Genomic DNA, 17,667 nt, shown 5'->3' with positions numbered 1-17,667 from the left:
CGCGACCGTGAGACACGGCTCGAGCGGCTGGTCGGCGGTCTGATCGACGAGGCGATGGAGCCCGGCGGCACGCAGGCCCTTCCGCCGCTGCTGGCACAGCACCCGGAGCTGGCGGACCTGCTGGAGGAGGCGGCCGGGGAGGATCCGCAGAGCGCCAGGTACGCCGAGATCCACCAGGAGATGCGCGGCCTCGAACAGGACGTCGTCGCGTTCCTGCAGGACCAGGTCCCCCTGCACGTGGGGATGGCGGTCGAGGCGCTGACCCTGTTGCCTCCGGTGAACGAGCCGGTGTACTACGCCGTTCCGGTGCCCGACAAGGAGACCGCGGCGGGCCTGACGGGGCTGACGGTGCGGCGGTTCGAGGAGGTCTGGCCGGATGAGCGGGCGGCCCTGGCGGCGCTGGAGGACGTGCCGCAGGGGTGGCGCCGTGCCGTGGTGCGGGTGGCGGACTCCTCGGCCCGGGACTTCACCCCGCTGGCCCACGACCCGGGCCGGCGGCGGCTCAGGTACGCCGCGCCGACCGGTCTGATCCTCGGCCAGGTCAGGACGGCCACGGACGCGAGCGGTGATCCGTACGAGGTACTGGAGACCGTCGAGGTGCCCGCGGCCCCGCCGGAGGAGGCACTCGGCGCGATCGTGGAGACCGCTCATCCCGCGGAGGGCGAGACTGCCCTCGGGATGGGCGGCACCGCACCCTCCGAGAGCGGCGTCATGAGCGCCTCCGCACCGTCCCGGGCACCGGAGACGGGCGGTGCCGTCGTCCCCCACGTCGGCCCGGACGAGGCCGCGGTCGCCGCGATGCGGGCCGCGCTGACCGACGCGATCGGACGGAACCCCGCCCGCGGGGACGCGGCGGACGCGTCCCAGTTCCCGGCCCAGGTGCCGTCGGCGGTCACGGCCCGCCCGGCGGCCACGGCAGGTCACGGTGCGCAGGCGACCGCGGCCCCGGCCGCGGGAACCGTCGCCGGCCGGACCGGGCCCGCGTTCCCCGCCGTCCACGAGCCGAGGTTCCCGGGCTGGTTCACCGGTCCGCTGCGCGACACGTGGCTGGCGCGGTCGGCCGAGTACGGGAAGGCGGTTGCCCGGGTGCTGGCCGCCGACGGGCGGGTCCGCGAGGAACTCCAGGCCGCCCTGGGGAAGATGGCGGAGTACGGCAGCCAGGCGGAAGCGCTCGCCCTCCACGACTTCCTGCGTCTCCTGGTGAACTCGGAGACGTTGGGCGGAGTCGACTTCCAGGAAGAGATCGACCGCCTGCTGGACACCGTGAACCCGCCGCCCTTCGACGACCTCATGGCCGCCTTCGAACGGCTCGCCCCGTGGTACGCGGAGGAGGAGGGGCTGATGCCGCCGGTCGGCGTGCGGCCGCGGACAGCCGCGTGGGACGCCGAGATGGAGCGGCGCGGCTACCGGGGATTCCGCGAGCTGACGCCCGGGCAACTGGACCAGGCCCGCCAGGTGGAGTTGATGCTCGGCGTCTACCGGCACCTCGACGTCCCCGACGGTGAGGTGCTGATGTTCCGCGACGCGCTGGCGGGCCGGTACCTGTCGCGTGACGGCGCGCTGCCCTGGGAGTGGTTCCTGGACGTCTCGCACCGGGCGGGCGTGTGGGACGAGGGGATGGAACCCGATCCGTGGCTGACGGACCTGTCCCGGGTCCACGGGTGGATCCACGGGACGCTCGCACCCATGGTCCGGCTGGACCACGGGTCGGCGGCGTCCGACGCGCAGCTCGGAGCCGCGCTGGCCCGGCTGCCGCACCTGGAGTTCTTCGCCGACGCGGCACGGCAGCTGCTGGACGCCGGGGTCACCGGGCAGAACGACTGGGTCGACCCGCTCGGCGTCCTGGGGGACGGGCTGAGCCACCACGGGCAGAGCGAGACCGAGCCGGAACTGTGGGAGCAGCGCCGCGCGGCCTGGCGCGACCTCATGCGCAATCCGGCGGTACTGGACGCGCTCCCGTGGCTGAGCACCGCGCACGTGATGGCGCTGACGCTGGTCTCGGGACCGGACGCACAGCTGATGGAACCGGGACTCACGCCCGACCGGCTGAGGCAGCTCATCCACAGGGCGGCCGTGACGGCCGATCCCGCCGACCCGCTGGAGTGGCCGACGTGGATGCTGAAGGACCCCGGCATCAGGGACGCGGTCGCACACGGTTCCCCGGACGACGTGAGGGCGGCGGTCGACGCCTTCGCCGACGCGGTGGACGAGCCGCAGCTGGCCGAGGTGCGCGCGCACACGGCGCTGGCCGAGGAGGCGCTGGACCTGCTGCCGGCCGAGCCGGCGGACGGCGGTCCCGTGTACTACGTGACCGTGCGGCCGGGCCTGCTGTTCCAGGAGCCGCAGCCCGACGCCGTCAAGGGCGAGACGCTGACGATCCCCGCGTTCGAACTGGGGACGTCGGACCGTGCGGTGGCGATGGAGCGGGTGAACGACCTCGCGGAGAAGTTGAGGCCGTGGCAGTCGCACCCGGTTCTGGTGGAGGCCAGGAGGCACCTGTCGCCGCGGAACACGGCGGTCTTCTCCCGGGACCCCGGGAAGCGCCCGGTCCAGGCCCCCACTCCGATCTCCCTGCGGGTCGACGGGCTCGGCTACGGAAAGGACGAGCGAACCGGCCGGTGGCACGCGCACGTGCTCGCGACCGAGCTGGCGCGACCGCACTCCGGCGTCCCGTGGGACAGAGAGGTCCTCGTCCGTGACATCAGGACGGAGGAGGGGCACTGGATCGGATTCGAGAGCCACCCCGTGCAGGACATCTCGACCATCCGCAGGAAGCGGTTCGCGACCTTCCCCGAGGTGAACGGCTACCGGCTCTACGACACGGGCAGGAAGGAGTACGGCCCGATCCGGTCCTGGCCGTTTTCCGCCGCCAGGAACCCGCAGGGCGGTCCGCCCGCGTTCGTCGTCAAGTCCTCGCACGGCAGCCGCCACTCGGTGTCCGTCGTCGGCCGCTTCGGCCCCAAGTACCTGAGCGGTTCGCAGGACGGCAGCGACACGGCCCAGCGACTGTCCGAGGCGGGGATACCTCCGAGCACGACGCTTCTCCAGTGGCTGTGTTCCGTGGGCCGGCAGCGCCCCGGTGCGGTGCCGGTCGCCCAGCTGTCCGCCGACCAGCAGCCCGAACAGCGCACTTCCTACGCGGGGAACACCTCCCTGACCAGCACGACGGCCCCCGACTGGGTGGCGATGACCCCGGGCTGGGGGGCCGAACGCGAGCTGCGGTTCCAGCCGTTCCGGCCGCGGAACCCCGAGGCCACACCCGTGGCGGCGAACACCGTCGACCCGTACTTCGCCGGTCAGGCGGACCGCTACCGGTTCGGTGGAACGCGCAGGTGGTTCACCCTCGCGGACACCTACGACCAGGCACTGGGCGAGCGCCTGTCGAACGATCCGGCCGTCGCCGGTGTCATGCGACGGGTCATGAAGGCCCTGGCCGACTCCGGCAGGTACGAGGTGCCGTTCGACGTCCGCCGGGCGGACGTGCCGCTGGACGAGACGATGTCCATCCTCGAAGCCGCCGTGACCGGCGAACACGGCCGGGAATGGACCACGCTGGCACAGAGCAGACGCGAGCTCGCGCAGCTCGAGTCGGAGCGCGGCATCGCCCTGCCCCAGGCGCGGATACCCAGTACGCGCAGGTTCTACGAGCTGTACCGGGACCTGGAACTGCCCAGCGACGGCTTCCCGGCGTTCGTGAAGGCCGTCTTCGGCCGGGGGCTGTCCGACGGATATCCGCTCGCGGCGCTGCTCACCGATCTGCACGCGTCCGGGATCAGCGGGAACCAGGCCGCCCTCGGTGCGGCGCTGGCCGGTGACGGGGTGCACCTCTACGGTCTGGTCGACACCGTGTTCGCGCCGCGCGAGGGACTGCCTCCGGGGGATCTCGCGGAGCGTCTGCGCCCGCCCCACTGGCCGCTGTACGCCGATCTGGCGACCAGGCTGCTGGGGCAGGACGGCCACGGCGTCCAGGTGCCGGACGGCCTGTCGCGGATGGTGCGGTCGCTGGCCGCTTCCCAGGAGCTGCCGGCGGTTCCGGCGGAGTTCCAGCCGGTCGGCGCCGACGACTGGGCGGCCCGGCACGCCGCGGTCCGCGGCTGGGGCGGGGCGGACCGCGGCGGCCTGCCGCTGGACCGTCTGGACCGCGCCCACGTCGGCGCGCTGTACCTGCTGAGCTCCGAGGCGGACCGGACGCTGCTGGAGTCCGGGGCCGAGGACCTGCCCCCGCAGGAGCGGCAGGAGCTGCTGGAGCGGCTGGTGCGGGAGGACATCGACCGTGCGATGGGCACGGCCGGTGGCCCCGCCGAAGCCGGGCTGCTGCTGCGGCAGCATCCGCGGGTGCGAATCCTGCTGGCGGAGGCGGCCGGTCTCGCGCCGGACAGCGGCCGGTACCACGAGATCCATCACGAGATGCTGGGCCTCGCGCCCGGGCTCGCCGAGCTGCTGCGGGACCAGCTCCCGCTGCACCTGGGGCTGGGAACCGAGGGCCTGGACCTGCTGCCACCGGTCGACGGCCCGGTCTACTTCGCCTTCGTGGCTCCGACCGTGCAGGCCGCCGGACAGCTGACGGGCCTGAGGATGCCGGAGCGCGGACGGGTCCACCCGGACGCGGCTGCCGCGCTGGCCGCCCTGGGCGACGTCCCGGACCGGGCGCGCCGCGTCGTGGTCAAGGTGGACAGGTCCTCGGCCCGTGACCACACCGCCCTCGCCCGTGACCCGCGTCGCAGCCAGCTGAGGTACGCCGCGGCAACGGACCTGGACACCACCTCCCACCGGCCGGCCACGGACGACGACGGAACCCCCTACCAGCTGCTGGAGATGGCCGAGGTGCTGTCGGCCGATCCGCGGACGGGGCTCGACGCGGTCCGGGCCGTCATCACCGCCGAGGAGGCGCCGCTGCCGCCCACGGCTTCCGGAACGCAGTCCGGGCGCCCGTCCGGTCCTTCCGTCACGCAGGGCGTGGCGGATGGCGCGGGTTTCGTGCCCGCTCGCGCCGCCGGACCCGGTCGGGCGCCCGCCGCCGGAGCGGCGCCGCGGGAGACCGCCGTGTCCGGGGACCTCGCGCCGGCGGTGCCGCACGGCGGGGAGGCCGCCGGGACGGTTGCGCCGGTCGACGCGATCCGCGAGGGCTCGGCCGGCGGCATCACCGACCTCTCGGAGTGGCACTTCCAGGCGCCGCCCGCCGATGCCCCGGCCGTCCCCGCGACCATCCCGGCCGGTCAGGCGGTCGCCGGCCCGGCCGGTCAGGGTGGCCAGGCGGTCGCCGGTCCGGTTGTGGCACCCGGCGCCGGACAGGCCCCGCCGACGCCACCGGCCGTCCACCTGCCGAGGTTCCCGCTCTTCTTCCTCAAGGACCGCGACCGCTGGCTGGCCCTGTCGGACACGTACGGCAACGCGGTCGCCCGGGCGCTGGGCGCCGACCCGTTGGTGCAGCAGTACGCGCACAAGGCTGTGCAGGCCATGATCATTGACCTCAGCGGGCGGCTCCGCAACGCTCCGGGCTTCGCGGTTTTCGCCGGGCTGCTGCTGGGCAAGGCGCCGGTGGCGGCGGCTGACGTCGAGAAGGAGATCCAGGACTGGGTGACGGCCACCGGCCTCCGGCCGCTCGCCGATTCGATGGAGGTTCTGGAGCGGCTGGCCCCGTTTTACGCGATGGGTCACCGGCTGCCGGTGCCGGCCGGGCCCCAGTCGCGGGGGCCCGAGTGGGACGCCGTGATGAGGCAGCGTGGTTACCGAGGGTTCGCCGACCTGACGCCCCAGCAGCTCGACCGGCTCCGTTCCGTGGGACTCCTGCTGGCCGTGTTCCCGCACCTGCGCATCATGGGCGGTGATCCGCTGATGTTCCGGGACGCGGTGGCGGGACGGCTGGTGCAGCGCGACGGCGCCATGCTGCCGTGGGAGTGGTTCCTGGATGCCTCGCACCGGGCCGGTGTGTGGGACAGGGAGGTGGAGCCCGATCCCTGGCTGACGGACCTCTCCCGGGTCCACGGGTGGATCAACGGCGTACTGGACCCGCTGGACCGGTTGAGCAAGGGCACGGCGGCGAAGGACGCGCAACTCATCCGCGAACTGTTGCGGATGCCGCACCTGGAGATGTACAGGGTGGCGGCGACGCCGCTGCTGGACAATCAGATCACCGGCCAGGGTAAGTGGGCCGACCCGATCAGAGTCCTGGGGCGGAACCTCGGCCAGCAGCCGTCGGGCGGCTCCGGAGCGGAAGAGGTGTGGCAGCAGCGCCGGGAGGCATGGCAGGATCTGATGCGCAATCCGGCGGTTCCGTCGTCGCTCCGGCGGATGCAGCCGGCGCATTCCATGGCGTTGGCGCTCGCCGCCGGACCCGATGCGCGGCTCATCGGCGCCGTCACCCCCGGTCAGTTGCAGGAGCGGATCCGCCGGGCGGGTGAGCTGGCGGATCCCGCCGACCGTACGACGTGGCCGCTGCTCATGCTGCGGGACGGTGGTATCCGGGACGTGCTCGGCCGGGGCGCTTCCCCGGACGAGGTGAGGGCGGCGGTCGAAGCCTTCGCCGATGCCGCGGACGTACGGCTGTTGTCCGAGGTGCGGGGTCATGCGGCGATGGCCGAGGAGGCGCTGGACCTGCTGCCCGCCGAGGAGGCCGACAGGGGCCCGGTGTACTACTTCGCGGTGCTGCCCGGTCCCCTGTTCGGGGGAGCGAAGCCGGACGCGGTCAAGGGCCAGGTGATAGTCAGACCGGCGTTCGAGCATGGGACGTCGGACCTCGCGGCCGCCGAGGAGCAGTTGCGCTACCTGGCCGAGCGATTTCCCACCAGGCATCCGGTGCTGCTGCAGGTCGACAAGCCGCTGTCGCCGCGGAGCACGGCGATCTTCTCCCCGGACCCCGGGAAGCGCGCGGTCCAGTCCCCCGGTCCGCTCTCCCTGCGGGTCGTCAGGCCCGCCGGCTACCGGAGGGCCGGGAGGACAGGCCAGTGGTACTCGCATGTGATCACGACCGAGGAACCGCAGCCGCACTCACCGGTCCCCTGGAACAACGAGATCCTGTTCCGCGGGATCAGGTCACCGCAGGGCCTGATCGGTTTCGAGAGCCACAATCAGCGGGACATCACTGAGCGCAGGAACGACTTCGCGGCTTTCCTCCGTGTCCAGGGCCTCAAGGTCTACGACTCGGAGAACAGCCAGTTCGGCCCGCTCCAGGCGTGGCCGCCGGCGGCGGGTCAGACGGGCGGGCCGGTCCGGTTCGTGGTGGACGCGGCGCACGGCAACAAGCACGCGTTCTTCGTGGTGGGCCGTTTCGGCTGGGGCAAGCAGGTGGGCGGCTCCCAGTTCGGCCGGGAGACGGCCTGGCGGCTCGCCGCGGCCGGAATACCCGACGACACCCCGCTGCTGCAGTGGGAGTGCTCGGTGGGCGGCGAGCGCCCCGGTGCGGTGCCGGTGGCCCAGCTGTCCGTCGACCAGCATCCCCCCCAGCGTGTCGCCTTCGCCGGAAACACGGTCGTGGGCATGGGCATGGCCGGCTCCGACTTCGTGGGGCTGTTGTACCCGGGCTGGGGTGCGGAGCCGGAGGCCAAACTGGTGGAGTTCCGGCCGCGGGGCGCGGTGGTCCCGGCTCCGAAGAACGTGACCGACCCGTACTTCGCGGGTCAGTCGGGGCGCTACCGCCTCGGGGACGACCTCCTCTGGTTCGACATCGCGGAGGACTACGAGTGGGCGCTGGGCCGGCGGCTGCGGCAGGACGGTGCCGTGCGGGCGGTGATGCGGCGGGTGGTGGAGGCGCTGGCCGCCGCCGACCCCGAACTCAAGCTGCCGTTCGATCCCCACGATCCGGCGGTGCCGTTGGTGGACCTGCTGACGGTCGTCCAGAAGGCCGAGGCCGACAGGTACCCGGACGAGTGGAGCTCGCTGGCGGACGACGAGTCCGGAATGTCGCGGATCCGGGAACAGCGCGGGATCCACACCAGCGTGGACCCGGTCCCCAGTACGCGGGGGTTCTACCCCATGTACCGGTCGCTGAAGCTGCCCGCCGACCAGTTCCCGGCGTATGTGAAGGGTGTGTTCGGCTGGGGGCTGAGCCAGGGCTATCCGCTGGTGAACCTGCTGGCGGATCTGAAGGCGTCGAAGATGAGCCGGAACGAGGCCGCCCTGAACGCCGCGCTGGCCGGCGGCGGGGTGCACCTGTACGGTCTGGCCGACACGATGTTCGCGCCGCGCGAGGGACTGCCCGCGGGGGACCTGGCGGACCAGCTGCGTCCTCCCCACTGGCGGTACTACGCCGAGTGGGCGGCCCGGCACGTGGCGGCCCGTGCCTGGGGCGGTGCCGGCCTGGGTCTTCCGCTGGACCGTCTGGACGCGGCCCACGTCGACGCGTTGTACCTGTTCAGTGAGGACTCCCACCGGCCGCTGCTGGACGCCGGCCTGGAGGACCTGCGTCCGGACAGGCGGACCGGGCGGCTGGGGCAGCTGGTCACCGAGATGATCGACCGGGCGATGGAGCCCGGCGGCACGCCGGCGCTTCCGCCGCTGCTGAAGCAGGACGAGGACCTGGCGGACCTGCTGAAGGAGGCGGCGGACCTGCAGAAGGAGGATCCGCGGAGTACCAGGTACTCCGAGATCCACCAGGAGATGCTTGACCGCGCCCTCGAGGTCGCCGACGTCCTGAGCGACCAGATTCCCCTGCATGTGGGGATGACGGTCGAGGGCCTGACGCTGCTGCCCCCGGTGAACCGTCCCGGGTACTACGCCGTCCCGGTCCCGGACCGGGGGGCCGTGGCGAACCTGACGGGGCTGACGGTGCGGCGGTTCCAGGAGGTGTGGCCGGACGAGGAGGCGGCCCTGGCAGCACTGGAGGACGTGCCGCCGGGGTGGCACCGTGTCGTGGTGCGGGTGGTGGACTCCTCGGCCCGGGACTTCACCCCGCTGGCCCACGACCCGAGCCGGCCGCAGGTCAGGTACGCCGAGCCGACCGACCTCGTCCCCGTGCTGGTCCGGCCGGCCACGGACGCCCAGGGCGACCCGTACGAGGTGCTGGAGACGACCGAGGCGCCCACCGCCCCGCTGGAGGAGGCCCTCGACGTAGTCCGGGCCGTCGCCACCGCCGCGGAAGCCTCGCCGTCGATCGAGGAGGGGGGTCCCGCGGCACAGACCGCGCCCCCGGCCGCCGACACCGGGGTGCCGTCCCCGGCGTCGCAGGACGGCGCTCCCGCCGCCCGGACGGCGCCGCGGGACGAGCAGGCCGCGCCCGGCGCCGGGGTGGCCTACCCCGACGCCGGCTTCCGCAACGGCACCGGCGTCCGGGAACCGCAGACCGGGGAGCGGGTGCCGGTGCAGGTCCCGCGTCCCGCCCCGGCCCGCGAGGTGACCGGCGATCCGGTGGACGCCCGGGACGCGCGTCCGCGGCAGGGGGTCGGGGCGACTGCGGACGTGCGTCCGCGGCAGCAAACCGGGACGACCGCGGGCACCGCGCCCGTCACCCGGCTGCCCGACGGCCGCTACCGGATGCCCCCCTACCTGGAACAGATGCGCGCCCCCGGGGTGGCCCATCTGCACGGTCCGGACAGGTCCGGGCTGGAATGGGTCTCCGACCGGGTGAGATCGCTGACCGACGGCGGTGACCCCGAGCCGATCGTGGACGATCTGGCGGCGCGCACCGACGCCTACCTCGGCGAGGGCGTTCCCCACCAGGTCCGCGGCGGGGACGGCTGGTACGACGTGACGGTCTCCCTCACCCGCGCGGACGACGAGATCCTGCCGCTGGTCGTCCTGGCCGAGGAGGAAGAGGGCGAGAAATCCGAAGTGGGGAGCGCGCACACCACCTCGTCGGCCATCTCGCGCTCGCGGAAGTCGACGCACGGCTGGGGGCTGAAGGGGGCCGCCACCGTCCTGCTGCCGACACCGGCACCGGGGCTGCTCGCCGGCGGCACCGCGGCGGTGAACCTGGCGTTCGACCAGACGTCGCGGCAGGTCACCGCCAACGAGACCGTGGTGAACGCGCACCAGCAGGTCAGCACGGGCGGCACGGTCGACATTCCGCGCAAGGTGACCCTGACGCTGCGGGTACGGAAAGCGGGGGGCGGCGCGGCCCGGACCGTGACCAGCGGCGGCACGGTGACCGCCCGGGTTCCCGTCCAGCACCTGATCCCGACGCCCTGGAAGGCCCCGCTGGAGCCGCTCTCCGACGGCCTCGCGCGCGCCGTGCGGTCCGCGGAGTCGCTGGACGTGCTCGCGGTGACCGACACGGGCGGCCAGTACGAGGGCGGTGGTGGACTCTTCGACGTCATCCGTTCGGTGACCCACCCCGCGGTCACCGCGCCCGGATCCCGCGGCAGGTCCGCCGCGTTCGACGCCGGCACCGCGGACCGCCTGACGAGGGACCTGCCCGCCTACTTCGACGGCTGGACCGACTCCGAGGACCTGGTCAGCGCCAACAACAGCGTGATGGGCGCCTACCGGGCGCGTGCCGACATCGTCAGGATGGCCCCCGCCTTCGTCCTCGGCGACACGCTGTCCCAACCGCAACAGCAGTCCAGCCGGCAGCGGACGGTGGACACCAGCCGCGGCGTCGGCGGCGACCTCGGACTCGGCCCGGCCGTCGGCCTGGGGCTCGACAAGGGCGGCCCCCGGGTACGGCTGGCCCTGCGGCCGGGGGCGTCGTCGTCGGCGAGCCGGACGATCTCCTCGGCGTCCACCGTCACCACGGCGTACGGCAAGCAGATCACCGGCAAGCGGATCGTCTACCGGGTCCGGGCGCGGATCTGGGTGCAGGGCACGGGCGTACGCTCCACCGCCATGCGGGCGGGGCGCGGCGACGGGCCTGCGTACAAGGACGTGACCGCCTGGCTGGCCCTGCGTCCCGACGAGGCGGTGTCGCTGGGCCTGAAGGTGCCCGGCGACCCGTCGGCGGTCCCGCCCTTCCTGCGGGACCCGGGTCACGAGCGGTTCCTGCCGTTCGGGCCGACGAGCGCGAGCGTGGCACTGTCCAAAGTGGACACCACCGAGCTGGTCCGGCGGATCGAGGAGCTGTTCGCCGACGACCCCCGGCTGGCCGGATTCCTGCCCGGCTTCGCCGACGCCAACCGCGCCGACCGCTGGGACCCGGTGCTCGACCTGGTCCGGCAACGCCGCAACCACCGGGCCCTGACCACCGCGCTGTCGCCCTCCAGCCTGAGCGCGCGCAAGGGCCACCTCTTCGGCCGGGGCATCCCGGTGCGGCTGCGCCGCAAGGGCTGGGACGTGAACGAATACGTCCTGGTACGCGTCCGGGGCCGGCTGGTCACCGATCCCCGGCACGTGGGGGACGTCGCGGACTTCAAGAGCCGCAGGGCCGCCTGGTCGGCCCACAGCGTGCAGAGCGGTGGCAGCGCCCAGGAAGGTGTCTCACTGGTGGGAACGCTGTCGTTCAAGGCGGTCCCCGGACACCTGTACACGACCTTCGCCGCGGCGCTCGGCGCGTCCCGCAGCCGCGCAGGCCAGGCGGGGTCGAGCACGGAGAACCGGTGGCTGACCGGCGGGACGAGCGCCACGAGCGCGTTCGACGCCTCGCTGGCCTTCGACGTGGAGGTCACCTCCGTCCGGCTCCCCAGGACCTGGCAGCGACAACTGCTTCCGGGCCGGCCGGGCCGGCAGACACCGCCGGTGACGACGATCGCCCGCACCGGCGCCGTCCCGGGCGCGGCCGACGGCGTGCGGCCGCTGCACGTGGACCCGGTTCCGGCACGGCTGACGACCCCGACCGCCCTCACGTTCGGCCTGGCCCAGCAGCACCTGCCGCACATCGCCGCGGAGACCGTCGCGATACCGGTACCGGAACTGGACGGCATCCCGACGATGCACGACCCGGCGTGGGCGGCCCCCACGCCCGGCAAGCAGGCGCTGAAGGAGTGGCTCGCCCTGGAGATCGTGGGCGACGGAGCGGAGATCGGCGAGCTGGCGCAGCAGTTGCTGGCCGAAGCCGCGGGCGGCGACGAGGCGCTCGCGGTGCCGGCCCTGGACCCCGCGCTGTGGCTGGAGGAGGACTTCAGCCCGGACTCGCTCCCGGCCGGCCTGGCGCGTGGGGCCAACGGCGCCTGGGTGGTCGACGACCTGCGCTACCAGCGCAGGCTGGGCACGCTGAGCGGGGCCGTCGGCACCCGCTTCCACGTGATCAGACCCTCGGTGGTGGAAGTGGTCGACGGGCCGCCCACCGAACGGTGGATCACCGGAGGGCACCAGACCGCCGGCGTCCGGAGCGCGAGCAGGTCGGCGACGGTCTCGCTGATGGGCGGCGGAGCCGGAGCCCCCTACGGCGTCTCGTTCGTGCTGGGCGGCCTGGCCCCCAACTACGTCCTCGGCAAGTCCTCGCAGGACTCGCTCACCACGCTGGGCACGGTCGGCCGGATCGGCTCCACCGGTGACGACGAGCGGCTGGTGCTGGTCCAGGGCGACCTGGAGGTCCTGATGGCCGTCGAGGCGAAGGCGGGCATGGGCTCCGGACGGCTGCGGACCGGCGGCCGGCTGCTGTCCCGGGCGGTCGCCGCGCTGGTGACCGAGGAGCACGCGCGGGAGATGGGCCTCGGCCCGCAGATCGACGAGCGCCTGCGGGCGAAGGGGGCGGCTCCGCGGGCACCCGGGACCACCGCCGCGACGGAGACCGGGGACACGGCCGGGCCCGCGGCCGCGAACACGGCTGCTCCGGTGCCGTCCGCCGCGGCTCCGGCCGGGGCGGTGAAGGGAAGCGGCACCGCTGCCGAGCCCGTGGCGCGGACCACGCCGGCCGCGTCCGTGGTGCGGACCACGCCTGCTGGGCCTGTGGCGCGGACCACGCCGACCGGGCCCGTGGCGGCCGACCCCGCCGCCGGGCTGGTGCTGGCGGCCGGCCTGCCGCTGGGGCTCGGCGCGGTGGAGCAGCCGCCCGGCTTCGGACGGCTGCTGCCCGCGCTGCGGAAGGAGTTGCTGAAGACCCTCGGCGCGGAGTTCACCGAGGACCTGCTGCCCACGCGGCTGCTGGACGACAGGCGGCACAACACCGTGCGCCTCGCGACGCTGCTCGACGGCGCCGTGGGGCTGCTGGCCGGCCTGGACGACGGCGGCGTGGGCGTGGAGCTGTTCCGGCAGAGCAGGGGCCGGGACGCCTACTGGGCACAGCTGGTGCTGGACCGGCGGGACGGCACCTTCGACGGCCGCCCCGCGCGGGAGCGCCGGATCGGCTACGCGACCAAGGCCGTGCTCGACCACGCGTCCACCGGGGCGGAGAGCCGGGGACCGGGCCTCGACGTCCCCCTGATCGCCGCCGGCTCCGTCTCGCCGGCCTCGGGCCTTGTGGCCGGCGTGCCCCTCGTCGGGACGTCCGGCCAGCGGTCCCTCGCCGACACGGTGCGCCGGGCCCTCGCGACGGGCGTGACGACGAGGATTCCCGGCGAGGCCGGCATGGTCAGGCTCCGCATCCCGGTGTCCGCGCGGCTGGAGCTGTACCGCGGGAAACTTCCGGGGGACGCGGAGCCGATCGTCTCGGTGGAGCTGGCGCCGCCCCCCGCCGCGGAGGACGGCTCGCCGGCCGAGGACGACCGCTACCTGCGGTTCGGGATCCCCGAGTCGGATCTGCGGGCGCTCGCCGGACTGCGCCCGCCGCGGGCCCTGCCCGCGGCGGGGGACCGCACCGCACCGCCGGTCCCGCTGGCGCAGTGGCGGGCCCCGGGAGCGCGGCTGCCCTGGGAGGCACAGGCCAACGGCTTCAAGGGAGCCCCGCTGGTGCGGGCGGGGATCGTCGACCTGGCCCGGAAGCTGGGCGCCTCGTCGGACTTCGGCACCACCGGCACGACGGGGGCGCACCTCATCCGTGAGGAGGTCTCGACGGAGTGGCTGCAGTCGGCGCTGCCCGCGCTGGCCGCCACCGGGCTGCCCCTGCCGCAGGCGTTCGTCAAGAGGTTCCTCGGGACCGAGGGCCTGGACATCACCCTGCACGCGCGCCTCACCGGCGGCGAAGTGCTCGGCGCGGGTGAGACGGCCGAATTCGAGGTGGCGGCCGGCGGCGCCCCCGGCGCCATGCGGCAGAACCAAAGAGGGGAGGCCGGCGCCCGGGACGGCGCCCAGACCACCGTCGGACAGGGCGTGCCGCTGCCGGGCTTCATCAACTTCGGGGTGCACCAGGTCCACGACTACCAGCCCGCGCCCTTCCGCTCGGCCGGCGGCGGCACCGGCGAGACCAGCCAGCGGGCCGCCGGGAACGACGCCGTCCTGGTCTTCAAGGGGCCGTCGGCGCTGGTGCAGTTCACCGTCGACCTGAGGCTGGTCGGCCGCAAGCGCGACGCGGTCGCGCACCCGATGGGGGTCCGCGCCCCCCGGGCCGAGGTGGACGTGCCGATCGCGCACCCCGTTCCGGTCCGGATGACCCGCGAGTCGGCCGAGCGGATGCTGGCCGCCGGGGTCATCGCCGATCCGGAGCGGCACCTGCTGCGTTCGCTGGTGCGGGTGGAGAGGCTCAAGGACCGCGACGGGCGGGACGCGGGGCTGACGTCGTTCACCGATCAGAACGCCGCGGCGCGCCGGGAAGCACACCGCGACGTGCCCGGCATGCGGGAGTACGTCCAGTGGCGGCGGGACGGTGACGGCCGGCTGGTGAGCACGGTGCGCAGGCTTCCCCTGCCGCCCGGCGCGAGGGTGGCCGTGTGGGGCTCGCACGGCACCGGCGAGGGCTTCCGGGGCGCCGCCGAGAAGGGCCGGACCGTCGACTTCGACACCGACGGCCTGCTGGCCGTCATGAGGGACCGGCTCCCGGCGGACGCCACGGACATCCTGGTGACCTCGTGCAAGGCCGGCGCGACGGAGGACGAGGTGAAGGCGGTCGCGCGCCGCATCCGGCAGGTCACCGGCCTCGCGGCGCACGTACCCACGGGCGATGTGTCGGTCACCCCCGCCACCCGGGACGAACCGGCCCGGCTGCACACCCACGAGCGGCCCGACGGCAGCCCCACGGGCTTCGTCTCCGCGCTGCCCGGGGGGCGGGCGCCCCAGGAGCAGACACCCGTCACCAAAGCTCCGGCGCGGCAGCCGGCCCGCCCCGCGCCGGAACACCGGAACGCGCTCGGCCTGGAGGCCGAGGAGCGCCGTCCGCTGGAGATCAGCACCGGCCCCGGTCAGACGCCGCCTTTCCAGAAGGCGCTGCTGGCCAAGGGCCCCGGGATCAAGATCGTTACGGACGCCCAGCAGTTCTGGCGTCATCCCGTCACCGGGGTGCTCCATGCCGTGGAGTCCGAGGCGACGGTGGCGGGGGCGGACAAGCCCGGCAAGGTGGTGCGGTTCGTCGCGGAAATCGTCACCGAGCCGGGCGGTGTGAGGGAGGAGGAGCAGAGGCCGTCCGTCGAGGAGATGGTGGAGGGGCTGGAACGCCTCCAGAGCGCGTTGGAGGCCCCGGACCGCCGGAGGAAGCCCGTGCCGCTCACTGAGATCCTGTCGACCCTCCCGGGATGGGAGCACACCGAGTTCACCAGCAGAGTCATGGTCCAGCCCAGCCCTCTGGCCGACGGCCGCCGTACCTACCTGCAGATGACCCCGGGTACCCCGGTCGTCGGCCTCAGGGAGCTCCAGGACGCCACGGCACGACGGCTGGGCTCCAACATGGATCTCGGAGCCCTGATCATGGCAGGCAGGGCGTTCGGCCACAGGGTCGCCACGCAGTTCGTCAAGGACTTCATGGGGGACGGCTGGGACGTGGCCACCCTGCACAAGATGCTCCCCTTCCTCACCGTCGTCCCGGATGTCGACGACGTCTGGGGATACGCGTGGTGGTCGTTCAACCACGTCGCCGTACGTCCGAACGCCGTCGTCTGGCCGCGGACCACGCTTCTGAAGAACCTCCTCCCCGCGGCGTCCAGGTCTCCGCTCGACCGCGTCCTTCAGGCCACACGGCCCCGCTCACGGACGTTCTTCGACAAGGCGTACGACAGGATCACCGCTGGTCTGGAGAACGAGCTGGCACGGGTTCTGGAGATGTACCGGCGGGTGCTTCGCCGGGAGGAGCCCGTCCCCGCCGGCTTCTTCAGGGAGGAGCCCGTCCCCCCCGGCTTCTCCTTCACCGGCTCCGGGGTCCTGCCGAGCCCGCTCGAGCACACCTACGCCGCGCTGACGGGGCGCACCTCCGAGGGGAAGACCGTCTCGCACACGGCGACCGTCGACATGAACGACGAGGACTACCAGCAGCTGGACGTCCACGGCGACCTGGGCATCCCGCTCGCGCTGGCGGAGCTGCGGCACATCTCGTTCGGCAAGCAGCTGATGGACCCGCAGGAGATACGGAGGGCCGTCGCCGAGTTCTCCGCCCTGAGCCGCAGGACCTACCAGCGGGCGAGGGACTTCCCGGCCCCGCTGCCCGACGACGTCCTGCGTGACTCGATCACACACATCACCGGCCATCCGGTGGTCCGGGCGTTCGCTCCCCTGATCGAACTGATGGGGCAGAACACTTCGTCGCTGCGCAACGTGATCGAGCAGCAGTCCGTCCTTCTCGACCTGTTCGGCATCGCGGAGGCGCTGGGTGCCTACGCCGTCGGAGTTCCGTTCCACGACGGGGAGCGTCTGCGACAGCTCGTCGAGGACGCGCGCATCCTCCTCGGCCCGTCACCGGACCCGCAGGACCCGCGCCTCCGCGTCGTCGAGGCCGCCCGCGACGCCCTCCCGCTGCTCGCCCAGCCCCCCGAACCCTTCGCCGAGCGGTACTGGCGCCCGCACGTCGTCGCGGTGGACGGCGCGCGGACACCGTTGGAGCAGATCCGGAGGACGACGCACCCGGGACCGGACGGGAAGCCGGTGGGCTTCTCCTCCCGTTCGGTCTGGGACGATCGCCAGGACACCTACAGCCTGCTGCCGTTCGCGCGGCAGTTCACCCTGGTACGGCCGGTGCCCGGGGCCGCTGCCGGGGCGGTGGCGGAGAGCGTTCCGCAGGCGTTGCCGTTCGGCGAGGCGTACATCGTCGGGCTGCGGGGTGACGGCCGGAGCGCGGAGCTGGTGCTGACGAACGGTGCCACGAAGGCGTTCGACTACCACCGGATCGTCGACTTCCTGTTCGCCGCGGATCCGGTGCTGACCACGCTGCCGCCCGGCACCGCGGCGCTCGTCATGGGGGCCGACGTGGCGGGGGAGCCGGGGCACGACCCGCTGGTGCGGCCGGTCGCCGGTCAGTTGCTGTCCGACTACTGGGCCCGTGAGGTGTGGACCACCGCCGGCGGCCAGGAGCCGCTGATCGCGCTGGCCGATCCGGGACGGAACCTGCCGGCGCGGTTCCAGCTGCCCGACGGGGACCGGTGGGCCGGCTTCCGTCCGGAGCCGTCACGTCCGCAGCTCGCCCGGTGGGCGGCCGAGGTGACGGGGGACCCGCGCCGCGCGGAGGACGTGCTGCGCTGGCTGCGCGCCGTCCGCCTGGTCTACGGGCCCCACCTGGAGGACGACCGTCCGGCGCTCGCAGCGCTGTTGCAGGGCTTCCGGGCGATGGACCTGGTGCGGCGGGCGGCCACGGGCGACCGGGAACCGCTCACCTGGGAGGGGCTGTGGTCGTGGGTCGCGTCGCGCTACGCGGAGTCCGGGGTGCCGGAGCCGGAGCCGGCCGAGGCACTGCCCGTCGTTCTGGCCATGGCCGCCGACTCGGTCGGAGTGGACGCGGGACTGGGAGGGTTCTCGTTCGTGCCCCGGTACCAGAGCAGGCTGTCGGCGCGACCGGTGGGGCAGTAG

At 73.8% G+C, this 17,667-nt stretch carries 1 protein-coding gene (cut by a window edge); it reads left to right on the top strand.

Translation table 11 applies throughout. From position 1 onward, the window contains the following. On the top strand, positions 1-17,667 hold the final stretch of the coding sequence (locus tag ACZ3KJ_RS18370) for a WXG100-like domain-containing protein (RefSeq protein WP_467528124.1). It extends 22,710 nt beyond the left edge of the window; the window shows 17,667 of its 40,377 coding nt (coding positions 22,711-40,377); its start codon lies beyond the left edge, outside the window; its stop codon occupies positions 17,665-17,667.

It is taken from the genome of Streptomyces sp. NPDC003248 (assembly GCF_055563235.1).
This window is presented reverse-complemented; position numbering and strand designations above follow the sequence as displayed.